Below are 22,997 nucleotides of genomic sequence, written 5' to 3'. Positions count from 1 at the left end.
GTATGAGGGGCGCCATCGCGCCGCCGGCAAGTCTTGGTGCCATGCGCGAAGGGCGCGGCGTCTAGCGTCTAGCGTCTAGCATGTGCAGCAACTGTATTCGGGGCCGGACACAGGCATCGCCAGGGCGCTGGGGATGCCGTGGCGCCGCATGCCGGACGCTTCGCCCCACCTGCCGCATCCGCGCCAGCCGATGCGCGCGCCGGGCTTAATTACGCATCTGGCCACGCCGGCGCGGCGGCGTATCCTTGCTTGCGCGCAGGTCGGGCAGGCTGCGCAGCGCGCTGTGCTGCGCGCGCCTGTCCTTGCCTTCTTCCTTGATGCGACTGGCCGGATGCTGGAAGAGCGCGTCGTCGCTGTCGCCGAGCGGCGTAGCGGGTTGCTCGTCCAGGGTGAATACGGCTACGGCTGCCGACAATTTGACGGCCTGGTCCTGCAAACTGGCCGCCGCCGCTGCCGCCTGCTCCACCAGGGCTGCATTTTGCTGGGTGACGTCATCCATTTGCGTGACAGCCTGGTTCACTTCCGTGATGCCCGACGCTTGCTCGGCGCTGGCCTGTTTCACGCGCTCGATGATCTCGTTGACTTGCTGCACCGAGGCGACGATAGCGCCCATGCTGGCTCCGGCTTGCTGCACTGCAACACTGCCGCCATCGATGGTAGTGACCGAGGTGGCGATCAGGGTCTTGATTTCCCTGGCGGCCTGCGCCGAGCGTTGTGCCAGGGTGCGCACTTCGGACGCGACCACGGCAAAGCCGCGCCCTTGCTCGCCCGCGCGCGCCGCTTCCACCGCCGCATTTAGCGCCAGGATATTGGTCTGTAAGGAAATGCCATCGATCACGCCGATAATATCCACGATCTGGCGCGAATTGGCCCGTATCGTCGCCATCGTCGCCACCGCCTGCTGCATCGAAGCGCCCCCTTGCGTCGCCAGGGTCGACGCTTGCCCCGCCAAGTCGCAGGCCAGCTGGGCGTTGTCGGCGTTGTCATTGACGGCCTGCGTCAGTGCTTCCATGGCACTCGACGTTTCTTCCAGCGAGCTCGCTTGCATTTCCGTGCGCGCCGACAGATCCTGATTGCCAGTGGCAATTTCGCGCGACGCCGTATCGATCGATTGCACGGCGCCCATGATGGTGCGCAAGGTCTGGTTCAGGTGGGCGATGGTTTGGTCCAGCACGCGCGACGTGGCGGCGATCTCGTCCTTGCCGTGTTTGGGGGCGCCAGCCATCAGCTTGCCTGCCGCCAGGTCTTGCACGGCCTCAGTAATGCCGCAGATTTCCAGCAGCATGGCGCGGCGCACCAGCATGGTCACCACGATGGAAAGTACGATGGAGAGCAGGACGGCCAGCAGCAGGCTCCAGCCCAGGCGGCGAAACTCGGCGCTGGCCGTCGCATGGGCCTTGCTGCTGAGCTTCGTTTCGAGGGCCGACAGTTGTGCCAGTTGGGTATTGAATTGGCCAAATTGCGTTTCCGCCTTGAGCATGGAATTGGTGGCGATCGACTGGTCCATTTGCGCCATTTCCATGGTTTCCAGCACCGCCTTGCGGTAGCCGGCCAGGGCCGTGATGGCGGCATCGACCAAGCTGCGCTCGGCGCCCGTGGCCGTGGCGCGCAGCGCGGCCAGCTGGCTGCCGATGGCCGCATGGCGCGCCTTGATCTGTTGCTCCAGCGCATCGATGCGGGCCTTGGCGAAGCTGCCATTGGTCCACGACAGCAACTGGTACATATTGCCGTGTACGTGCTTGGCGTCGCCTGCCACGTCGCAGGCCGCCTTCAGATGCGTGATGCGCACGCGCACCATGTTTTCCAGCGAGGCATTTTGCCGCACCATGCCATACCAGGCGCCGGTCGAGCTGAGTATCAGCAGCAGCAAGACCAGCGCTGGCGCCAGCAATAATTTTGGTCCGATGCGTAATGTATTGAGCATGCTTGACTCCTGGCTATGGCTGTTCCAAGCGCTGGTGGCGCACGCTGTTGGTGTGCGCCATCGCGGCCTTATTTTTTGTAGATGCCCGCTTCCAGCACCACATCGTTGACGCGCAGGATATACGTGGTCTTGGGTTCGATCTTGCCGCTGGTGGGGTTTTTGTACTGGTAGTCGACCCAGCCCTTGCCCTGTTTTTGCGCCAGTTCAATGATTTCACGGCGATATTTTTTGCCGCTCGCGTCAGGCACGTCCGTCAAGTCCTTGCCCACAATGGAGGGATTGATGGGGTGAGCCAGCACAATGCCCGTCTTGAGGTCGCGCATGTCCACGTATAGCGAGCCCTGCACGAAGTCGGGATCTTTCGCCGTGATTTTCTTCATCATCTCTTCCTTGCCATGCGCCTTCATGAAGGCGGCGCCCCGTTCGGTCATGGCGATGGCGTCTTTTTCCGTTGCTTCGACTGCGGCACTGACGCTGCCGCCAGCAAAGGCTAGGCACAGCAGGCTACGCGTAATTAAGTATTGCATGACAGCTCCTTGTGAGAATCGAGGGATGATTTGCCAAGTCGTAATTTACGTCGTCAAAGGTTTCCTCAAATTGCGCAAGAACAAACTAAGGTGTTGCTTGTAGGCAGCGAACAAGGTATCGGAATGCCTGTTGATGTGAAGCAATTTGGTTCTGTACGGCAAGAATTATGCTGACTTCTGCCGCCATGCCAAGCTGGCATGGCAGTGGGAGAAAAGGTTGGAATTGAGCGATATAGGTTCAATTTCATGCTAGTTATCGCTATTTATTCGCAAGGAGCTCATCGTGTCCGCACTTATTACCGAGCCGTTTTCACCCAAGTTCAAGCCGTATACGCGGCACACCATTCATCAGGCGCGGCAGTGGGAATGGTTGCCGGAAGAGCAGCGCGAGGCTGTGCAAGTGGTCTCGCACGTCTTACCGTTTCGCACTAATGTCTATGTGCTCGACCAGTTGATCGACTGGAATAATATCCCTGACGATCCCATCTATCGCCTCGTTTTCCCCCACCGCGACATGCTGGCGCCCGAGCAGTACGCGCACTTGCGCGACCTCGTGCTGGTGCAGCGCGACAAGGCCGCCATCGACGCCTATGTGCGCGCTATCCGCCTGGGCATGAATCCCCATCCGGCCGGGCAGATGACGCATAACGTGCCTCGGATCAACGCTGAGCCGGTGCGCGGCCTGCAGCATAAATATGCGCAAACGGTGCTGTTTTTCCCCAGCGCCGGGCAGACGTGCCACGCGTATTGCACCTTCTGCTTCCGCTGGCCCCAGTTCGTCGGCATGGACGACATGAAGTTTGACGCGCGCGAGTCGCATGAGCTGGTTACCTACCTGAAACTGCATCCGGAAGTGACGGATGTGCTGATCACGGGAGGTGACCCGATGATCATGAATACGCGGCAACTTGCCGCCTACCTGGAGCCGCTGCTGGCGCCGGGCCTGGAACACCTGCAGAACATCCGCATCGGCACCAAGGCGGTGGCCTATTGGCCGCAGCGCTTTGTCTTCGAGCATGACGCGGACGATTTGCTGCGCCTGTTCGAGCGCATCGTCAAGGCGGGCAAGAATCTGGCCGTGATGGGCCATTACAGTCATGCCGTGGAGTTGCGCCAGGACATCGCGCAGCACGCCGTCAAGCGCATCGTGTCGACCGGCGCCACCTTGCGCATGCAGGGGCCGCTGATCCGCCACATCAATGAAGACCCGGCTAGCTGGGCCGAGTTGTGGCAGACCGGTACGCGCCTGGGAGCGATTCCGTATTACATGTTTGTCGAACGCGATACGGGCCCTCGCGGCTATTTCGAGTTGCCGCTGGCGAAGGCGCACGAGATTTTCCAGGCCGCCTACCAGAAGGTGTCCGGCTTGTCGCGCACGGTGCGCGGGCCCTCCATGAGCGCCTTTCCCGGCAAGATCGTCATCGATGGCATCGTTACCATCAATGGCGAAAAACTGTTTGCACTGCAATTTTTACAGGCGCGCAACCCGGACTGGGTGCGCCGGCCGTTTTACGCAAAGTTCGACGCGCAAGCGACGTGGATAGACGATTTACAGCCCGCGTTTGGCCACGAGAAGTTTTTCTTTGAAACCGATGAGCCTATGCCGCAGTTGCCGCAGAAAATCATCCGCCTGGCACAGGCCGCTTGAGCATGCACGGCGCCGACGCCTCCTCCCGTTCCGGCGTGGCCGTGTTTTACCTGGTGTTTCTGCCGTTTGCGCTCGGTCACTACCTGTCGTGTCTGCTGCGCGGCGTGAATGCCGTGCTGACGACGCAATTGCTGGCTTCCATCGCCCTGACGCCGGCCCAACTGGGCTTGCTGACCAGCGTCTTTTTTCTTGCCTTTGCGCTGCTGCAACTGCCGATCGGCATGGCGCTCGACCGTTACGCCCCCCGCACGCTGCAACTGTGGCTGCTGGCGCTGGCGGCCCTCGGTGCGTGGCTGTTCAGCCGGGGTCACAGCTTTGCCGAGTTGATGTGGGCGCGGGCACTCATGGGGGCAGGCTTGGGCGGTTGTTTCATGGCCGCCGTGAAAGCGATCTCGTGCACCATCGCACCCGCGCGCCTGCCATCCGTGCACGGCTACCTGATCGCCGTGGGTGGACTCGGCGCGGCCACGGCCACCATGCCCGTCAAGCTGGCCCTGCACTATACGGACTGGCGTGGCGTGTTCCTGGGACTGGCGCTGGCGGCGCTGGCCATCGGCCTGCTGATCCGCCTGCTGTCGCCGGCCCTGCCCGTGCCCGTTGTCGCCCACACGGTGAGCCAGGCCAGTGTCTGGCGCGTGTATCGCGACAGGGCCTTTCTGCGCACCATCGCGCTGATCCTGCTGCCGCATACGGTGTTCTTTGGCGTGCAGGGTTTGTGGCTTGGGCGCTGGCTATCCGACGTCGGTGGCTTGTCCGATGACAGCGTGGCGTATTTGTTGTACCTGGGCATGGCAGCCGTCATCTTTGGCGCCATCGGCATGGGCATGCTGACGCAGTGGGCCGGGCGGCGGGCGATCGAACCCATGCAAGTGGCGGGCGTCGGCCTGCTCCTGTTCATTGCCGTGCAAGTGGCGATGGCATGCAATGTGCTGCCCAGCCTGCCTTTGCTGTCGGTATTGTTTACCTTGCTGGGCACGGTGACGGGCCTCGACTATGCGATCGTCGCGCAAAGCATGCCGCCCAGCTTGACTGGCAGGGCGTCGACCTGCTTGAATCTGCTCATTTTTACGGGCGCCTTCCTGGTGCAGGCAGGCTTTGGCTTGATCCTCGGATGCTGGCCGCTAAATAGTCTGCAGCAGTATCCGCCGCAAGCGTACCAGGTCGCGTTTGGCGTGCTGGTGGCCTTGCAACTGCCGGGACTTGCGATGTTTTTCATCTACCGCTACAGGCGTGCCGGGCCATCCGGTAAAATGGCAGCTTGCACAGCGGCAATGATCAACTCCAAGGAAGACTATGAAACTCGTTCGTTATGGACGTCCAGGCAAGGAAAAACCGGGCCTGATCGATGAAGAAGGCAAATTGCGCGACCTGTCCGGCGTGATCGCGGATATTGACGGCGCGCAACTGTCCGACAAGGCCCTGCGCAAGCTGGCCAAGCTCGACGAAAAGACGCTGCCCCTGGTGCGCGGCAATCCCCGCTTCGGCGTGCCGCTGGCGAAAGTCGGCAAGTTCATCGGCATCGGCCTCAATTACGCGGATCACGCGGCCGAGTCCGGCATGCCGATTCCTGCCGAACCGATTGTGTTCATGAAGGCAATTACCTGCCTGAATGGCCCGGACGACAATATCGTGCTGCCGAAAGGCTCGAAAAAGACCGACTGGGAAGTGGAACTGGGCGTGGTCATCGGCACGCGCGCACAGTACGTGAGCGAAGAAGATGCGCTGAAATACGTGGCCGGCTACTGCGTCGTCAACGATATTTCCGAGCGCTCATTCCAGCTGGAGCGGGGCGGCCAATGGGATAAAGGCAAGGGCTGCGACACCTTCGGCCCCGTCGGCCCGTGGCTGGTGACGCGCGATGAAGTCATCGACGAGCAAGACCTGGACCTGTACCTGGAAGTGAACGGCAAGCGCATGCAGACGGGTAATACGCGAACCATGATTTTCACGGTGGCGCAGATCGTCAGCTACCTGTCGCAATTCATGACTCTGGAACCGGGCGACGTCATCGCCACGGGCACGCCGCCGGGCGTGGGCCAGAGCCGCAAGCCGCAGCGTTTCCTGAAAAAGGGTGACAGCCTGCGTCTGGGTATCGCCGGCCTCGGCGAACAGCAGCAGGACGTGCTCGCCTGGACGGCTTGATGGCGCGGTCAAGTATCGACCGTCTGCCAGCGCTGCCCTTGGCGCAGCTCGACCCGCAGCAGCGCGCTGCCGCGCAAGCCATCATCGATGGCCCGCGCGGTGCCCTGTACGGTCCCTTCGTGCCGCTGATCCGCAGCCCCGAGCTGATGGAAACAGCGCAGCGCATGGGCGAGTACCTGCGCTACCGCAGCGCCATCGGCACGCGCCTGTCGGAACTGGCAATTGTGCTGACGGCGCGCCAGTGGGATCAGCAAGTCGAATGGGCCATCCACGCACCGCTGGCCGTGCAAAACGGCATCGCGCAAGCGGCCGTGGACGCCATTGCCGCGCGCCGCGCGCCGCCGGCCCTGAAAGAAGACGAGCAAGCCGTGCATGACTTTTGCATCGAGCTGCAGCAAAACAAGCGCGTCAGCGATGCCACCTATGCACGCGCGCTGGCCCTGTTTGGCGAACACGGTGTGGTTGACTTGATGGGCATCAATGGCTATTACACTTTCCTGGCCATGGTGATGAATGGGGCGCAGACGGCGGTGCCGGCATTAGGCGTGCCGCCCTTGCCCATTTAATTAGAGCAGTTCTTCGGGTAAAGATGGATAAAGTGTAATGCAGTTGAAATTATTCTATATATAATAATTTTCTCTTCCATTGCCAAAAAGTTCAATGAAAACTCGTTCTTGCTTTACCCTGATGTGCCGCGCCTTGCTGGTGTTGGTCCTTTGCCCCTTGATGACGCTGGACGCGCTTGCCGCCGAGACCAGCACCAGCGCATCCATCCTGGAAAATTCCGTCGTCAAGGTGTTTTCCACCCTGCGCGGCCCCGATCCGTACAAGCCCTGGAGCAAGGCCGCACCGCAAGAGGTGACGGGCTCAGGCGTCGTCATCGAAGGGCGCCGCATCCTCACCAATGCGCACGTGGTCGGCTATGCCAGCCAGGTGCAGATCCAGGCCAATGGCGCGGGCGACAAGATACCGGCCACCGTGCTGGCCATCTCGCGCGGTATGGACCTGGCCTTGCTGAAAATTGACGATGACAGTTTTTTCGCCAGCCACAAAGCGGTGCCGCGCGCCAATGTCTTGCCGGACGTGCGTGATGCCGTGCTGGCGTATGGCTATCCGACGGGTGGCACCTCGCTGTCGATCACCAAGGGCATCGTCTCGCGCATCGAATTTGTGCGCTATAACTTCCCCGTCTCCGGTTTGCGCATCCAGATCGATGCGGCCATCAATCCGGGCAATAGCGGCGGCCCCGTGATTGCCGGCGACAAGATGATCGGCCTGGCCTTTGCCGGCATGCTCAATGCGCAAAACATCGGCTATATCATTCCCAACGAGGAAATCGAACTCTTCCTGCGCGACCAGGAAAGTGGCGCGCCCAAGGGCAAGCCGGCCCTGCGTGACGTGACCCAAACGCTGGAAAATCCCGCCCTGCGCACATATCTGAAGCTGGCCAAGGGTGTCGAGGGCGCCGTCGTGATGACGCCGGCCAGCAAGGATGCGGCCTATCCGCTCAAGGAGTGGGACGTCATCACGCATATCGGTGAATTTCCTATCGACAACCAGGGCATGGTCAAGCTGAATGCCAACAGCCGCGTACGCTTTCAGTACCGGGTGCAGCAACTGGCGAAGGACGAGCAGTTGCCGCTGACGGTGGTACGCCAGGGCGTGTCCCTGAAAATCAAGGTGCCCGTCTCGGCTGCGCACCCGATGCTGATTAGCAGCCTGCAGGGCAATTACCCATCCTATTTCATTTTCGGGCCGATGGTGTTTTCGCGCGCCAGCACGGAATTCATGGCCGCGCCGAATGGCAACCCGGCGATGTTGGGCGGCATGGCGTTTGCTGGCAATCCCCTTGCCACGCGGCGCGGCGATGCGCCCGACGGTGAGCGCGAAGAACTGGTGGTGATCGCCGCACCGTTCTTTCCGCACAAGCTGATGAATGGCTACAGCACGCGTTTCTTTTCGGTTGTCGACTCCGTCAATGGCGTGCGCGTGCGCAGCCTGGCACACCTGGTGGCCCTGCTGCGCGACCAGACGGATGAATTGTTGACGTTCCGCTTCCAGCAGCGTGATGCGGAAATGCTTGTCGTGCCCCGCAAGGACATGCTGGCAGCGACGGAATCGGTGCTGACGGACAACGGCATCCGCTCGGAAGCATCGTCCGACATGCTGACGATCTGGAATGCAAAAAAGCCGGCGAGCAACTAGGCTCCCGGCGTTCCGAACAACAACAGGCGCAGCGCACACTGCGCCTGTTATTGTTTAAGCCAATACTTTTTTCAGCCAGGCGCCGATGGCGTCGATTTCTTCCTGGCACAGCGAGTGTTGCATCATGTACTCGTGCCATTCCACTTTGTATCCCATGCCGGTGAGCATGTCGCGCGACTGCTGGGCGCGGGCCATCGGCACCACGGGGTCGGCCGTGCCGTGCGCCATGAAGACCGGTGTTTCCAGGCTTGCTGGCGTGCGTTCAAACGCGGTCTTGTCGGCCAGCGGCAGATAGCCGGATAAACACATCAGGCCAGCGAGTGGCTCGGCATGGCGCAAGCCCGTTTGCAAGGTCATGGCGCAGCCTTGCGAAAAGCCGGCCAGGATGATGCGGCTGGCGGGAATGCCGCGCGCCTTTTCGCGCGCAATCAGCGCTTCGATTTGTGCTTGCGAGGCGCGCAAGCCGCCTTCATCTTCGCGGCGCACGAGGTCGCTCACGAGGATGTCGTACCAGGCGCGCATCACATAGCCGTTGTTGATGGTGACAGGCATGGTGCCGGCGCTGGGGAAGATGAAGCGGATGGCGGGGCAGCCGCGCAAATCGAGTTCCTTGACCAGCGGCACGAAGTCATTGCCGTCGGCGCCCAGGCCATGCATCCAGATGATGGAAACGGTGGGGTTGGCGGCGCTGTCGAGTTCTATGGTTTCCAGCAAGGTGCTCATGTATTTTCCTCAGGTAAAGGTTGCGCGGGACGCAGCGCCGATTTGGGGCGGAAGGTCTTGCAGATGGCCGGGTCGGTTTCCATGTAAGGCCCTTTGATCAGGTCGATGCAATACGGCACGGCGGCAAAGATGCCATCCACCAATTGATTTCCGTCCACGTCTTTCAGACCTTCCAATGTTTCCTTGATGGCTTTCGGCTGGCCTGGCAAGTTCAGGATCAGGGCGGCGCGCTCGGGCGTTTCGCGGATCACGGCCACCTGGCGCGACAAAATCGCCGTCGGCACGAATTGCAGGCTGATCTGGCGCATCTGTTCGCCGAAACCGGGCATTTCCTTGGTCCCGACGCTGAGCGTGGCGTCCGGCGTCACATCGCGCCGTGCCGGGCCCGTGCCGCCCGTCGTCAGGATCAGGTGGCAGTGGCTCAGGTCGACCAGGTCGATCAGGGTGTTTTCTATCTGCGAGCGCTCGTCCGGGATCAGCCGTTTTTCCAGGCGAAATGGCGTGCGGATGGCGGCGGTGAGCCAGCTTTCCAGGGCCGGGATGCCCTGGTCTTCATACACGCCGCCGCTGGCGCGGTCCGAGATCGACACGAGGCCGATAATCAATTCGTCTTCTATCGTGGTCATGGGGCACCTGTCTATGTCGTAAAAACCAAAAAAAACCGGGTTGGCTCCCGGTTTTTTCCCAACCCTAAGCAAAGACTGGGGTCGGACCCTGAGGGTCCGACCCCGGCTTTTGCATGTGGGGTTTATTCGTCTTCGTCGCCTTCAACGTCATCTTCGTCGGCATCTTTCTTGCCGCCGTTTTTCTTCTTGGCGATCTCTTTCAAGATCTGGAAGATTTCACGGTAGGCTTTTGGCGGCTTGTTCTCGGCTTGCTCCTTGCGGGCATTGCGGATCAGGGTGCGCAGGTGCTGCACGTCCAATTCCGGGTTTTCCGACAGCAAGACGGTCAGCGCCTTGTCATCCGTCAACAGCTTGTCGCGGCGGCGTTCCATCGCGTGCATATTGGCCGTGTCGGCTTTCGACAAGCCTTTCCAGCTATCGATGGTACGTTGGATGGCGGCAACTTCTTCCTCATCCAGGGTGCGCATCTTCTTGCCCACGAATTGCAGCTGGCGACGGCGGCCTTCGTGATCCCGGATTTGCTGGCATTCGAGAATGGCGTCGCGCACGTCTTCCGGCATCGGGACGCGCTTGACGCGGTCACGTGCCTCGTTGACGAGTTCTTCGCCCAGCTTTTGCAGGACGGTCATTTGACGCTTGAGTTCCGACTTCGATGGACGTTCATATTCCTGTTCGAATTCGGTGGATTGGAAGCCGCAAGCTCCCCGGTTTGGATTTGGCATGATAAGGCGGGATTGGCCGCGTAGGCCGCACCTGTAAACTGTAAACGACTGCTATGATAACCTTTTTAGCGGCTTTCCGAAGAAAACAGCGCATGAACGACTCCGTATTTACCCATAGTCAAGAGCAATTGCAGCAACTAGCCCGTGATGTGTTGTCTTTTGCGCGGGAAGCGGGCGGCACCGATGCAGCCGTCGAAGTCAGTGAAGGCGGCGGCTTGTCCGTTTCTGTACGAAAAGGCAAGATCGAGACGATAGAAAAAAACAAGGATAAGGGCATGGGCGTGACCGTGTTTGTCGGCAAGAAGCGCGGCAATGCCAGCACTGCCGATTTCTCGCCTTCCGCCCTGCGCGCCACGGTGGATGCCGCCTATAACATCGCCCGCTTCACGGCCGAGGACGATTGCGCGGGCTTGGCCGATGCCGACACGCTGGAAATGTCTCCACGCGACTTGCAATTGTTCTATCCGTGGATGATTTCCGCTGAGGAAGCTGTCGTGCTGGCAAAGCGCGCCGAGGCGGCCGCGTTTGCCGTCGATCCGCGCATCACGAACAGCGAAGGCGCCGGCGTGTACGTGCAGCAATCGCACTTTGTTGCCGCCAATTCGCGCGGCTTCATGGGCGGCTACCCGTTTTCGCGCCATACCCTGTCCGTGGCGCCAATTGCCGGCAAGGGTGCCAAGATGCAGCGCGATGACTGGTATTCATCCGTGCGCGATGCCGCCAAAATGGCCAGTCCGGAAGCCATCGGCCGCTATGCCGCCGAGCGCGCCCTGTCGCGCCTGAATGCGCGCAAGCTGGGCACGCGCACTTGTCCCGTGCTGTTCGAGGCGCCGCTGGCAGCCGGTTTGCTGGGTACTTATGTGCAAGCGACCTCGGGCGGCGCCCTATACCGAAAATCCACTTTTCTGATGGATGCCCTGGGCACGCAAGTGCTGCCGTCGCACGTGCAGATCTTTGAAGATCCGCACGTCATCGGCGGTGTCGGTTCGGCCCCGTTCGACGAGGAGGGCGTGAAAACGGTCAGCCGCGACGTCGTCAAGGATGGCGTGGTGCAAGGCTATTTCCTGTCGACCTACACGGCCCGCAAACTGGGCATGCAGACGACGGGCAATGCGGGTGGCTCGCATAATCTGTATTTGACCTCGACCCAGACGCATGCGAGCGACGACTTTAATGCCATGCTGAAAAAGCTGGGCACGGGCTTGCTGGTGACGGAACTGATGGGACAAGGAACCAACTATGTGACGGGCGACTATTCGCGCGGCGCGTCTGGTTTCTGGGTGGAAAATGGCGTGATCCAGTATCCGGTGGAAGAAATCACCATCGCCGGCAACATGAAGGAGATGTTGCGCAACATCGTCGCCGTGGGCGCCGACGCCTTGCGCCGTGGCACCAAAGAGACCGGTTCCATCCTCATCGAGAGCATGGTGGTAGCGGGCGGCTGAACGATGCATGCCTGCTGATCAAAAGGCGCCGTTGGCGCCTTTTTTCTGGTCTTGCGTGTTCAGCGTGGCATGCATCTCACGCGGGCCGGTTTGGCCCTGCTACTCAGGCGCGCAAGGTGGACAGGATAGCTTGCAGTACGGCCGCGCCCAGGGCAGCGCTGCGGGCGCCGCTCCAGCCCGTTTGTGGGTCAGGATCGTTGGCATTATCCTTGAACGGCAGTTCCAGGGTCAGCGCCAGGCAGCCGAAGGCGTGCGTGATATGCGGCGAACCCATGGTCAGCACTTCCGGCGTGAACGGGCCATCTTCATAGCCGTGCTCATCCTGGAAGTCGGGGCTGGCCACCTTGAAGTCGGCGATGAAGCGGTCTTGCTCGGCCTTTTGTGCAGGCGTGAAATTTTCCAGCGCATCGCTGCCGGCGACGAATACGTATGGCAGACCTTCGTCGCCATGCACGTCGAGGAACAGGTCGCAGCCAATTTCATGCATTTTCTGTTTCACCAGGAATACTTCCGGGCTGCGCTCCATCGTCGGCGTCATCCATTCACGGTTCAGGTTGGCGCCGGCCGCGTTGGTGCGCAGGTTGCCATGCACCGAACCGTCAGGGTTCATGTTCGGCACCACGTAGAAGACGGCGTCTTGCAGGCACTGGCGGGCGAATGGATTGGCCTGGTCCAGCAATGCTTCGAGCATGCCTTCGACAAACCATTCCGCCATTGTTTCGCCCGGATGCTGGCGTGCGATGACCCAGACCTTCTTCTCGGCATCGGCGTCGCCGACCACCAGCAGATTCATGTCGCGCCCTTCCACGGTGCTGCCCAGGTCGATCAAGCGTACCAGCGGCGACGCTTGCGCGCTGTCGATCAGGGCCAGGTGGCGATCCCACGGATACGGTTCGAAGTAGGCGTAATACACGCTCTCTTCTTCCGGCGTGTGTTCGATGGTCATCACGCTGCCATCGAAGCTGGTTGGCACGCGGAACCAGGTTTCGCGGTCATAGCTGGCCACGGCTTGATAGTCTTTCCAGCCGTCCGGATAGGCCGACTTGCCTGCATTCATGAAGCGGATCGTGCACGCTTCGCCTTGCGCGCCTTGCAGGCGGAAATAAAACCACTGCGTGATGTCGGCGTGGGAATCCTTGCGGATGTTCAGCTCGATGGAGTGGGCATCGTCGGCGCGCAGCACCTCGATCGCGCCGGCGTCGAATTGCTGGCTGATTTTAATGGTCATGAGTGTTCCTGATAAAAACGTATGGGTTTTGCATCGTGTGCAATGGCGCGATGATACCTGTTTTGCGAATGTCTTTGTGCTGGCGCAAACGATGGCGAATGTACTTTGCTAACGTGGAAGTTCCAACAACGGGAGATCATCATGGATGACAACGGCAAACACATACGCGAACTGGAAAAGAAAGTCAGCGCCCTCGGCGACGCCCTGGCGCACCTGGGCAAGGGCACCACCTTGCAGGAATTGTTGCGCATCCTGCGTTTCCCCGGCTACACCACACCGGCCGAATTCACCTTCAATGCCGCCATCCTCGATACCATGCTGGTGCAAGCGAATGCGCTGGAAAAGCTGGGGCAGGATTTGTTGGCTGGGGCGAAGCAGGTGGTGGCAAAGCAGTGAACACCTGAGAAAATGTCCATGGCGGCGTTGCGTTGCCTTGGCGTACTAGTCGTACTGCCTGCGGCTACGCGCCTGGCCCTGAACATTTTTCAGGCGTTCACGTCGTCAGTCCCCCAAAACGTTCAAAAAACCACGGTGCAACGTCCGGCGCCCGCTCATCCTCGCGCCGCAAAGTGGCCAGGATATGTTCTTCGGCTGGCGCATGGGTGATGCGGTACAGGTCGCGCGCCAGTGCATATGCTTGCGTGCCTGGCCACGGTTCGGGTAGCAGTTCGACGGGCAGTTGCGGATCGTGCAATTGCACGCGACGGTAGGCGTGCGTCAGCAGTGAGCGGATGACAAAGGCTTGCTCGGTATCGAACACGGGCTCTTCTTGCAGCAGGGTCAGCAGCGGTTGGAAGCGGGCGATGAATTTTTCATAGCCGGCGATCACTTCCGACAAGTCCCAGCATTCTCCCAGCATGTCGCGCAAGGGCCGGGTGCTGACATCGGGCAACTCCGTGGTGTGGCACACATACAGCTTGCCCTGTACTTCATTGCGCACGAGGATATCTTCCAGCGCCTCCGCGTTGCTGGCTGGATGGCCAAAGATGCCAGGAGATATCAAGCCATAGCCAGCCCACAATAATTCCTTGCGCAGCGCGCCCCTTTCAGCGGCGCCGATGCTGCCGGCCGGCCCGATCACCAGGGTCCAGCTGCCATCCCAGTGCACCACCAGCGGCGCATAGATGCGGCGATAGGCGCGCTCGAAGCGGGCCAGCGCCTCCGGGCGTATCGTATAGGCGCTGCGGCGGCCATCGCGCTGCGAGCTGAGCCAGCCCTCCTGCGCCAGGCGGAATACGCTGGTACGCAGCAGGCGATCATTGACGCCAAACGGTGCCAGCAGTTCGATCAGGCTACCGAGCCAGATGGCGCCGCCGCGCGGCACGATGGCGTCGCCAAAGATGGTCATCACCAGGGACTTCGAGCGCGGTGGGTCGCTTTCCAGGAAATCGGCTATCCATGCCGTGCAGCGGGTGTTCTTCATGTGGTTCCGGTCTGGCCGTGTTGCGGTCGATTCAATAAAGGCAGCAGTTTACTTGGCTGCGCGGGTAGCGCGTCAATAATTTGCCGGAAGCGCTGATGGCGCTACACAGTGTTTTCTCATAAGCAAGATCATACGCACAAAAAATCCCAACAAGATACGAATTTTTAAAATGACTCACATCAAGTGTATGCAAATAGTTTTTTGTATCGTATTATTCATCCAAGGCACCGCGTTGCTGTGCAAAATCAAAGACATGGGAGACATATCATGTACGCACAAATGGTTGAAACCGGCCTCAAGAACGTCCGTTCCATCGACGACATGGGCCAGGAAGAGCGCGCTTTTCAGGCGCGCATCGACGAAGGCATCAAGATCGAGGCCAAGGACTGGATGCCGGACGCTTACCGCAAGACCTTGATCCGCCAGATTTCGCAGCATGCCCATTCGGAAATCGTCGGTCAATTGCCCGAAGGTAACTGGGTCACGCGCGCGCCGACCTTGAAACGCAAGTCCATCCTGCTGGCGAAGATCCAGGACGAAGCCGGTCACGGGCTGTACCTGTACAGCGCCGCGGAAACCCTGGGCGTGTCGCGCGATGATCTGCTCGCCGCCTTGCATTCTGGCAAAGCCAAGTATTCGAGCATCTTTAACTATCCTACGCTGTCGTGGGCCGACATGGGCGCCATCGGCTGGCTGGTCGACGGCTCCGCCATCATCAATCAAATCCCGCTGTGCCGCTGCTCATATGGCCCATATGCGCGCGCCATGATCCGCGTCTGCAAGGAAGAATCATTTCATGCGCGCCAGGGCTACGACATCATGATGTCGTTGTGCAAGGGCACGCCGGAACAGAAAGCCATGGCGCAAGATGCGCTGAACCGCTGGTGGTGGCCATCGTTGATGATGTTCGGCCCCTCCGACGCCGCCTCCGTGAACAGCGCCCAATCGGCGCAATGGCGCATCAAGCTGTTTTCGAATGACGAATTGCGCCAGCGCATGGTCGACCAGACCGTGCCGCAAATCGAGTACCTGGGCCTGACCGTGCCCGATCCCGACCTGAAATTGAATGCCGAAACAGGCCACTATGAGTTCGGTGAAATCGACTGGTCCGAATTTAACAATGTATTGAAGGGCAATGGCCCGTGCAACCGCGAGCGCCTGCAAACGCGGGTCAAGGCGTATGAAGACGGCGCGTGGTTCCGCGATGCCTTGCTCGCCTACGCCGACAAGCAAGCCGCTAACAAAGCGGCAGCCTGAATAGAAATAAGACAGATAGGGGAGAACAATATGAGCAAAGAATGGCCATTGTGGGAAGTTTTCATCCGCAGCCAGCACGGCCTGGCGCACAAACATGTAGGCAGCCTGCATGCTTCCGACGCCAGCATGGCGGTCAACCATGCGCGTGATGTCTATACACGCCGCAATGAAGGCGTGAGCATCTGGGTGGTGCGCGCGGCCGATATCGTCGCCAGCAGCCCTGGCGACAAGGGCGCCCTGTTCGAGCCGTCGAACAGCAAGGTGTATCGCCATCCCACCTTCTTCCCGATGCCGGAAGAAGTCAAGAACCTGTGATGGGAGCGCCTGTAATGGATGACAAGCTCACGCAACAAAAGTTCGATTACCTGCTGCGCCTGGGTGACAATGCCCTGATCCTCAGCCAGCAGCTGTCGCAGCTGTGCGGCAAGGGGCCGGCGCTGGAAGAGGACATGGCGCTGACCAATGTGGCACTCGACCTCCTGGGCCAGACGCGGTTGTGGTTCAGCTATGCGGCCGAACTGGAAAACGCGGGCCGTGACGAGGACGACATCGCCTTTTTGCGCGACGCCCATGACTTCAAGAATTGTCTGCTGCTGGAACAGCCGAACGGCAATTACGCCGACACCATGATGCGCCAGTTCTTTTTCGATACCTGGCACTACTTCCAGCTGCTGGAACTGGCCAAGGCCAGCGACGTACGCATCGTCGAAGTGGCGAAAAAATCGCTCAAGGAAGTGACGTATCACCTGCGCCGCAGCGGTGACCTGATCGTGCGCCTCGGTGACGGCACGGCGGACAGCCACGCGAAAACACAAGCCGCTGCCGACAAGTTGTGGATGTACACGGGCGAGATGTTCAAGTACGACGCCGTCGACCAAGCCATGCTCGCCGCCGGCATCGCACCGCCATCGGAGGTGTTGCGCCAGGCCTTCCTCGAACACGTGGCCGAGATTTTCGCCGAAGCCACCTTGAGCATGCCGGCGCCCGACGCCTGGATGCAAAAGGGCGGCAAGCAGGGCACGCACACGGAACACCTGGGATTCATCCTGGCCGAGATGCAGTTCCTGCAGCGCGCTTATCCCGGGGTGCAGTGGTAATGGACACGCCCACGGCGGCGCTGGACGCGGCCCAGGTCTGGGCCTGGCTGGGCGACGTGCCGGACCCGGAAATTCCCGTCATTTCGGTGGTGGACCTGGGCATCGTGCGCGCCGTCGATGTGGTCAGCAGCAACGAGTGCATCGTGACGATCACGCCCACGTATTCAGGTTGCCCCGCCATGCAGGTGATCGCCGATGCCGTCACGGATGCCTTGCGCAGCCATGGCGTGGCCAAGGTGACGCTGGTGAACCAGTTGGCGCCCGCCTGGACCACAGACTGGATGAGCGAGGCCGGCAAGGCCAAGCTGAAAGGCTATGGCATCGCCCCGCCGCAGCAGCAGGTGATCGATATCAGCGGCCTGCATAGAGGCACAGCGGGTGGCGTCAAGCGCCTGCCCTTGCCGCAGCTGGAGGTGATTTGCCCTAACTGCGCTTCCACGCATACGCAACTGACCAGCCAGTTCGGCTCCACGCCATGCAAGGCGCTGTACAAATGCATCGATTGCCGCGAACCGTTTGACTACTTCAAGTGCCACTAAAAAAATCAGGCACACGTTCCGAAGAAACTGGAGATGAAGCATGAGTAAATTTTATCCGCTGTGCGTGGCGAAGGTGCGCAATGAAACGCGTGACACCATCGCCGTGACGTTCGACGTGCCATTGGAGTTGCAGCAGCAGTTCCGCTTCCAGCAGGGCCAGCACCTGACCTTGCGCGCCAATATCAACGCCGAAGACGTGCGCCGCTCGTATTCGATCTGTTCGGCGGTGCAAGACGGCACCTTGCGCGTGGCCATCAAGCGCACGCCCGGTGGCGCGTTTTCCACCTGGGCCAACGATACCTTGAAAGCCGGCACCATCATCGAAGTGATGCCGCCCATGGGCCACTTCAACGTGCCGCTCGACTGCGTCAACCGCAAGCACTACCTGGCGTTCGCGGCCGGCAGCGGCATCACGCCCATCCTGTCCATCATCAAGACGACCCTGCTGGCCGAGCCATTGAGCCGATTTACCCTGTTCTACGGTAACCGCGCTTCCTCGTCCGTGATCTTCAAGGAAGAATTGACGGACTTGAAGGACGTGTACCTGGAACGATTGAACCTGATCTACGTGATGAGTCGCGAGCAGCAGGATATCGAATTGTTCAACGGCCGCATCACGCAGGAAAAATGCGAGCAGTTCCTGCAGCACTGGATCAAGGTCGAAGACTACGACAACGCCTTCATCTGCGGCCCGGAAGACATGATGCTCGGCGTTTCCGCAGCCCTGCAGGCGGCCGGCATGCCCAAGCAGCATATCAAGATCGAACTGTTCGCCGCCAGCATCCCTAAAAACTTTCATAAGCCGCGCGCGCCGTTAGCCACCGGCGCGGTGCAGGAAGCCGAAGTGACCGTCATCCTCGATGGCAACCACACCACCTTCACGATGGACAAGGATAAGGAATCCATCCTCGACGCGGGTCTGCGTCAAGGCATCGACATGCGCTATTCGTGCAAGGGCGGCGTATGCTCGACCTGCCGCTGCAAGATCCTCGATGGCAAGGTTGAAATGGACGTCAACTACGCGTTGGAAGACTATGAAGTGGCGCGTGGCTTCGTCCTCAGTTGCCAGAGTTTTCCGCTCACCGACAAGGTCGTGGTCGACTTCGACCAGGCCGAATAACCCAACTGCGACTGCCGGGGTCAGACCCGTCGGGGTCATTCGCCCCAGTGGGGCGAATGACGATTCCGAAGGAACTGACCCCAGATTTCCGCTGCGGGTTGAAAACTAAAAAAGCGAGACGCCATGAGCTACCAAAACATCCTCTTCACCATCGAGCAGGGCATCGCCACGCTCACCCTGAACCGTCCCGACAAGCTCAATAGCTTTACCCAGGCCATGCACGACGAAGTGCGTGACGCGATCGCGCAAGTGAACGCCGACAGCTGCGTGCGCGTGTTCGTGTTGACGGGTGCTGGCCGCGGCTTTTGCGCGGGCCAGGATTTGTCCGACCGCGCCGTTGAACCTGGCGCTAAGGGCGTGGACCTGGGCGAGTCGGTGGAAAAAAACTATGCGCCGCTGGTGCTGGCCCTGAAAGCCTTGCCGATGCCCGTCATTTGCGCCGTCAATGGCGTGGCCGCTGGCGCAGGCGCCAACCTGGCGCTGGCATGCGACATCGTCATCGCCGGCAAGTCGGCCAGTTTCGTCGAAGTGTTTTGCAAGCTGGGCCTGATTCCGGATACGGGCGGCACTTTCTTCTTGCCGCGCCTGATCGGATCGGCGCGCGCCATGGGCCTGGCCATGCTCGGTGAAAAGCTGACGGCTGAAAAGGCCGAGGATTGGGGCCTGATCTGGAAATGCGTGGACGATGCGCAGCTGGCGCAAGAAACGCGCAAGCTGGCCGTGCACTTTTCCGCGGCGCCGACCAAGGGCCTGGCCTACACCAAGCAGGCGTTGGCTCTAAGTGGCGCCAATACTCTGCCGCAGCAGCTGGCGCTGGAGGCACGCATGATGCGCGAACTCGGTAACAGCGACGATTACCGCGAAGGCGTGGCCGCCTTCATGGAAAAGCGCGCACCGCAATTCAAGGGGCACTGATATGAGCGCATTGGCAAACAACAGTATCATCGCCGTCATCGGCAGCGGCGCCATGGGCGCCGGTATCGCACAAGTCGCTGCCGCTGCCGGTTACCGTGTCAAGTTGTACGACACGCGCGCGCAAGCGGTGAGCAAGGCCTTGGCCGATATCGGCAAGATGTACGCAAAGCTGGCCGAAAAGGGCCGCATGACGGCTGATGAAGCCGCGGCCGCCACGACACGCCTGCAGGCTGTCGACAGCCTGGCCGACGTGGCAGATGCCGCGCTGGTGGTGGAAGCCATCGTGGAAAACCTTGATGTCAAGCGCGGCCTGTTCGCCGAACTGGAGGCTGTTGTCAGCGACGACTGCATCCTGGCGACGAACACGTCGTCGATTTCCGTCACGGCCATCGCGGCCAAGCTGCGCCGCCCTGAACGCCTGGTCGGCATGCACTTCTTTAATCCCGTGCCCTTGATGGCGCTGGTTGAAGTAATCAGTGGCCTGGCCACCAGCGCGCAAGTGGCCGCCACCGTGTATGACACGTCGATTGTCTGGGGCAAGAACCCCGTGCATGCCAAATCGACGCCCGGCTTCATCGTCAACCGTGTTGCGCGTCCGTTTTACGCGGAAGCCTGGCGTTTGCTCAGCGAACAGGCGGGTGATCCCGCCACCATCGACGCGGTGCTGCGCGACGCCGGCGGTTTTCGCATGGGGCCATTCGAGTTGATGGACCTGATCGGCCATGATGTCAATTTCTCCGTCACGCAATCGGTGTTCGATGCCTACTTTAATGATCCCCGTTTCACGCCGTCCGTGCTGCAGCAGGAAATGGTCAACGCCGGTTTCCTGGGCCGCAAGTCGGGGCGTGGCTTGTATGCCTATGGCGAAGGTGCCTCTGCACCGGTCGTGCAAGCGGAAGGCCCGCAGCCCAAGCCCGAATTTGTCGCCTTGTCAGCAGCCATAGGCGGTGATGGCCGTGGCCACAGCGGCGTCATTCGCAGCCTGGTACAGCGCCTGGAGCACACTGGCATCAGTGTTAGCCGCCGCGTCACACAGGAAGGCCAGGTGCACGACGAAGCGCCGGCCCTGCATTGCCATGGTGCCGCGATTTATCTCAGCGACGGCCGTAGCGCTACCCAGCGCGCGCACGACAATCAGCATCCGGACACGGTCTTATTCGATCTGGCGCTTGACTACGCGAGTGCCAAGCGCATCGCCGTGGCGCGCGCCGACCAGTGCAGCGATACCGCCTACGCCGCTGTCGTGGGCCTGTTCCAGGCAGCCGGCTTTAGCGTCACGCGCCTGGACGACGTGCCTGGACTGGTCGTCATGCGCACGGTCGCCATGCTGGCCAACGAGGCCGCCGACGCCGTCAACCAGGGCGTGTGCACGGTCGCTGCCGTCGATATCGCCATGCAGAAAGGCGTCAACTATCCGCGCGGACCGCTGGCCTGGGCCGATGCGGTGGGCGTCCATCACATCGTGACCGTGCTGCAGCACCTGGCGCTGGGTTATGGCGAAGATCGCTACCGTGTCTCGCCCCTGCTGCGCCGCAAACTTGCCACTGGAGCCCGCTTTTATGCCGAATGAAGATCAGAATATGACTGCACAAGCGTTGGCGCAGGCAGCCGCTGCCTGCATGCTGTCGCGCGATAACGCCACCGCTGCCATGGGCATCGCGCTGGCCGAGGTCGGCCCTGGCCATGCGCGCATGACGATGACGGTGCGCCCGAACATGCTCAACGGCCACCAGAGCTGCCATGGCGGCTTTATCTTTGCCCTGGCCGACAGCGCTTTTGCATTTGCCTGCAATAGCTATAACTTCAATACCGTGGGCGCCGGCTGCAGCATCGATTACCTGGCACCGGGCCGCGAAGGCGACGTGCTCACGGCCGACGCCGTCGAGCAGGCGCTGGCCGGCAAGAGCGGCGTATACGACGTCAAGGTCAGCAACCAGGAAGGGCGCACCATCGCGCTCTTTCGCGGCAAGTCGATCCGCGTGGCGGGTGAAGTCATACAAGAGCAGGCTTGAACTGCCGGAATGGTTTGATATTTTTTTAAGATTGAAAATGCCTCGACAAAACCGTCGCAAATCACGACGCGCAGCAGGTTTGGTCAGGCCTTACTAAAGGAGACAATGATGGTGCAACGTACGCCTTCCCCAAATGACCTTGAGCCGATCGAGCGCGCCAGCAAGGATGAACTGCAGGCGCTGCAGCTCGAACGCATGAAATGGACGCTCAAGCACGCGTACGATAACGTGCCCCATTACCGCGCTGCCTTTGACCAAGCGGGCGTACATCCGGACGATCTGAAGGCGTTGTCTGATCTGTCGAAATTTCCATTCACCGATAAAAAAGTCTTGCGCGACAATTACCCGTTTGGCCTGTTTGCCGTGCCGCGCGAGCAAGTGATGCGCATCCACGCATCGAGCGGCACCACCGGCAAGGCGACGGTGGTCGGCTACACGCAGAACGATATCGATACCTGGGCCAATGTGGTGGCGCGCTCGATCCGCGCCGGCGGTGGCCGCGCGGGCGACATGGTGCATATCTCCTACGGCTACGGCTTGTTTACGGGCGGCCTGGGCGCGCACTATGGCGCCGAACGCCTGGGCTGCACGGTCATTCCGATGTCGGGCGGCCAGACGGAAAAGCAGGTGCAGTTGATCCAGGATTTCAAGCCTGCCATCATCATGGTCACGCCCTCGTACATGCTCAACATCATCGAGGAATTCACGCGCCAGGGTCTCGATCCTGCCGAATCGTCGTTGAAGGTGGGCATCTTCGGTGCCGAGCCGTGGACGGATGCCATGCGTTTGGAAATCGAAGCGCGCGCCGGCATAGACGCCGTCGACATCTACGGCCTGTCCGAAGTAATGGGGCCTGGCGTGGCTTCCGAATGCATCGAAAGCAAGGACGGTCCCGTCATCTGGGAAGATCATTTCTACCCCGAGATCATCGATCCGGAAACGGGCGAAGTGCTGCCGGACGGCGAAGAGGGCGAACTGGTCTTCACCTCGCTGTCCAAGGAAGCGCTGCCTGTCATCCGCTACCGCACGCGTGACCTGACCCGCTTGCTGCCGCCAACCTCGCGCTCCATGCGCCGCATCGGCAAGATCACTGGCCGCTCGGACGACATGCTGATCATCCGCGGCGTGAACGTCTTCCCTACGCAGATCGAAGAGCTGATTTTGAAGATGCCAAAGCTGGCGCCGCAATACCAGCTGGTGCTCACGCGCGACGGCCACCTCGACAAGCTCGAAGTGATCGCCGAGCTGCGTCTCGACCTCACTGCCAGCATCTCGGTGAGCGAAACGGACGCCTTGGCGCGCGAGCTGGAGCATCGCATCAAGACGCACGTGGGTGTAAGCACGCGCGTGCGCCTGGTAGCTGCTGCCGGCATCGAACGCACCTTGACGGGCAAGGCCCGCCGCGTGCTCGACCAGCGCCAAAAGATGTTCTCCTAATTTTCTC

At 60.7% G+C, this 22,997-nt stretch carries 23 protein-coding genes; 16 read left to right on the top strand and 7 right to left on the bottom strand.

Annotation, left to right across the window (positions count from 1 at the left end):
- Window positions 1-205: 205 nt before the first annotated feature.
- On the bottom strand, window positions 206-1,924 hold the full coding sequence (locus ACQ4V8_RS06805) for a methyl-accepting chemotaxis protein (RefSeq protein ID WP_436571123.1): 1,719 nt from the start codon (window positions 1,922-1,924) through the stop codon (window positions 206-208).
- A gap of 68 nt (window positions 1,925-1,992) precedes the next feature.
- Window positions 1,993-2,451 carry a cache domain-containing protein gene (locus ACQ4V8_RS06800; protein ID WP_010401500.1) on the bottom strand — a complete coding sequence of 153 codons (459 nt, stop codon included), beginning with the start codon at window positions 2,449-2,451 and terminating at the stop codon, window positions 1,993-1,995.
- 283 nt (window positions 2,452-2,734) lie between these two features.
- Between ACQ4V8_RS06800 and ACQ4V8_RS06795 the strand changes: the two genes are divergently transcribed.
- The 5 genes from ACQ4V8_RS06795 (at window position 2,735) to ACQ4V8_RS06775 (ending at window position 8,446) form a co-directional block, all read left to right on the top strand.
- Window positions 2,735-4,099, top strand: a complete 1,365-nt coding sequence (locus ACQ4V8_RS06795) for a KamA family radical SAM protein (protein ID WP_436571122.1) — start codon at window positions 2,735-2,737, stop codon at window positions 4,097-4,099.
- Between the two features lie 2 nt (window positions 4,100-4,101).
- Window positions 4,102-5,448: an MFS transporter gene (locus ACQ4V8_RS06790; RefSeq protein WP_050855968.1), complete on the top strand. Its 1,347-nt coding sequence runs from the start codon at window positions 4,102-4,104 to the stop codon at window positions 5,446-5,448.
- Window positions 5,393-6,241, top strand: coding sequence for a fumarylacetoacetate hydrolase family protein (locus ACQ4V8_RS06785; RefSeq protein ID WP_010401495.1), 849 nt, complete (start codon window positions 5,393-5,395; stop codon window positions 6,239-6,241). Before ACQ4V8_RS06790 ends, ACQ4V8_RS06785 begins: the two co-directional genes overlap by 56 nt.
- A complete protein-coding gene (locus ACQ4V8_RS06780; RefSeq protein WP_010401492.1) occupies window positions 6,241-6,807 on the top strand; it encodes a carboxymuconolactone decarboxylase family protein in 567 nt (188 codons plus the stop codon). The genes ACQ4V8_RS06785 and ACQ4V8_RS06780 overlap by 1 nt, the downstream gene beginning before the upstream one ends.
- 94 nt (window positions 6,808-6,901) lie before the next feature.
- On the top strand, window positions 6,902-8,446 hold the full coding sequence (locus ACQ4V8_RS06775; protein ID WP_261980856.1) for a S1C family serine protease: 1,545 nt from the start codon (window positions 6,902-6,904) through the stop codon (window positions 8,444-8,446).
- A gap of 54 nt (window positions 8,447-8,500) precedes the next feature.
- Here ACQ4V8_RS06775 and ACQ4V8_RS06770 read toward each other — a convergent pair whose 3' ends face one another.
- From ACQ4V8_RS06770 to yjgA, 3 genes are all read right to left on the bottom strand, one after another.
- A complete protein-coding gene (locus ACQ4V8_RS06770; protein WP_010401489.1) occupies window positions 8,501-9,169 on the bottom strand; it encodes an alpha/beta hydrolase in 669 nt (222 codons plus the stop codon).
- Window positions 9,166-9,795, bottom strand: a complete 630-nt coding sequence (gene mog, locus ACQ4V8_RS06765; protein WP_436571121.1) for a molybdopterin adenylyltransferase — start codon at window positions 9,793-9,795, stop codon at window positions 9,166-9,168. Before mog ends, ACQ4V8_RS06770 begins: the two co-directional genes overlap by 4 nt.
- A 122-nt stretch (window positions 9,796-9,917) precedes the next feature.
- Window positions 9,918-10,517 (bottom strand): ribosome biogenesis factor YjgA, encoded by a 600-nt coding sequence (gene yjgA, locus ACQ4V8_RS06760; RefSeq protein WP_029496682.1) that lies wholly within the window; start codon window positions 10,515-10,517, stop codon window positions 9,918-9,920.
- Window positions 10,518-10,609: 92 nt separating this feature from the next.
- On the opposite strand from yjgA, the gene pmbA reads away from it, so the two are divergent.
- Window positions 10,610-11,962 (top strand): metalloprotease PmbA, encoded by a 1,353-nt coding sequence (pmbA, locus tag ACQ4V8_RS06755; protein WP_436571120.1) that lies wholly within the window; start codon window positions 10,610-10,612, stop codon window positions 11,960-11,962.
- Between the two features lie 103 nt (window positions 11,963-12,065).
- Here pmbA and ACQ4V8_RS06750 read toward each other — a convergent pair whose 3' ends face one another.
- Window positions 12,066-13,190: a M14 family metallopeptidase gene (locus tag ACQ4V8_RS06750; RefSeq protein WP_010401483.1), complete on the bottom strand. Its 1,125-nt coding sequence runs from the start codon at window positions 13,188-13,190 to the stop codon at window positions 12,066-12,068.
- 141 nt (window positions 13,191-13,331) lie between these two features.
- Between ACQ4V8_RS06750 and ACQ4V8_RS06745 the strand changes: the two genes are divergently transcribed.
- Window positions 13,332-13,586, top strand: a complete 255-nt coding sequence (locus ACQ4V8_RS06745) for a hypothetical protein (protein WP_010401480.1) — start codon at window positions 13,332-13,334, stop codon at window positions 13,584-13,586.
- Window positions 13,587-13,683: 97 nt separating this feature from the next.
- On the opposite strand, the gene paaX is transcribed toward ACQ4V8_RS06745, so the two are convergent.
- Complete coding sequence (gene paaX / locus ACQ4V8_RS06740) at window positions 13,684-14,613, bottom strand: phenylacetic acid degradation operon negative regulatory protein PaaX (protein WP_010401478.1); 930 nt, start codon at window positions 14,611-14,613, stop codon at window positions 13,684-13,686.
- Between the two features lie 267 nt (window positions 14,614-14,880).
- Here paaX and paaA point away from each other — a divergent pair, with 267 nt between their 5' ends.
- From paaA to paaK, 9 genes are all read left to right on the top strand, one after another.
- Complete coding sequence (gene paaA, locus ACQ4V8_RS06735; protein WP_010401477.1) at window positions 14,881-15,870, top strand: 1,2-phenylacetyl-CoA epoxidase subunit PaaA; 990 nt, start codon at window positions 14,881-14,883, stop codon at window positions 15,868-15,870.
- A 30-nt stretch (window positions 15,871-15,900) separates the two neighbouring features.
- Window positions 15,901-16,185 (top strand): 1,2-phenylacetyl-CoA epoxidase subunit PaaB, encoded by a 285-nt coding sequence (gene paaB / locus ACQ4V8_RS06730; RefSeq protein ID WP_010401476.1) that lies wholly within the window; start codon window positions 15,901-15,903, stop codon window positions 16,183-16,185.
- Window positions 16,186-16,199: 14 nt separating this feature from the next.
- Window positions 16,200-16,967, top strand: a complete 768-nt coding sequence (gene paaC / locus ACQ4V8_RS06725) for a 1,2-phenylacetyl-CoA epoxidase subunit PaaC (protein ID WP_010401475.1) — start codon at window positions 16,200-16,202, stop codon at window positions 16,965-16,967.
- A complete protein-coding gene (gene paaD, locus ACQ4V8_RS06720) occupies window positions 16,967-17,506 on the top strand; it encodes a 1,2-phenylacetyl-CoA epoxidase subunit PaaD (RefSeq protein WP_436571119.1) in 540 nt (179 codons plus the stop codon). The genes paaC and paaD overlap by 1 nt, the downstream gene beginning before the upstream one ends.
- Before the next feature lie 40 nt (window positions 17,507-17,546).
- Entirely contained in the window at window positions 17,547-18,626 is a 1,080-nt protein-coding gene (gene paaE, locus ACQ4V8_RS06715; RefSeq protein ID WP_010401473.1) for a 1,2-phenylacetyl-CoA epoxidase subunit PaaE, read from the top strand.
- A 123-nt stretch (window positions 18,627-18,749) separates the two neighbouring features.
- Window positions 18,750-19,541 (top strand): 2-(1,2-epoxy-1,2-dihydrophenyl)acetyl-CoA isomerase PaaG, encoded by a 792-nt coding sequence (paaG, locus tag ACQ4V8_RS06710; RefSeq protein ID WP_436571118.1) that lies wholly within the window; start codon window positions 18,750-18,752, stop codon window positions 19,539-19,541.
- Between the two features lies 1 nt (window position 19,542).
- Window positions 19,543-21,111: a 3-hydroxyacyl-CoA dehydrogenase PaaH gene (gene paaH, locus ACQ4V8_RS06705; protein ID WP_010401468.1), complete on the top strand. Its 1,569-nt coding sequence runs from the start codon at window positions 19,543-19,545 to the stop codon at window positions 21,109-21,111.
- Between the two features lie 10 nt (window positions 21,112-21,121).
- On the top strand, window positions 21,122-21,553 hold the full coding sequence (paaI, locus tag ACQ4V8_RS06700) for a hydroxyphenylacetyl-CoA thioesterase PaaI (protein WP_261980858.1): 432 nt from the start codon (window positions 21,122-21,124) through the stop codon (window positions 21,551-21,553).
- A gap of 108 nt (window positions 21,554-21,661) precedes the next feature.
- Window positions 21,662-22,990 (top strand): phenylacetate--CoA ligase PaaK, encoded by a 1,329-nt coding sequence (paaK, locus tag ACQ4V8_RS06695; RefSeq protein ID WP_436571164.1) that lies wholly within the window; start codon window positions 21,662-21,664, stop codon window positions 22,988-22,990.
- The last annotated feature ends 7 nt before the right edge of the window (window positions 22,991-22,997 follow it).

Origin of the sequence: Janthinobacterium paucivorans, assembly GCF_051380805.1 — a bacterium.
Taxonomy (GTDB): Bacteria; Pseudomonadota; Gammaproteobacteria; order Burkholderiales; family Burkholderiaceae_D; genus Janthinobacterium; species Janthinobacterium lividum_D.
This window is presented reverse-complemented; position numbering and strand designations above follow the sequence as displayed.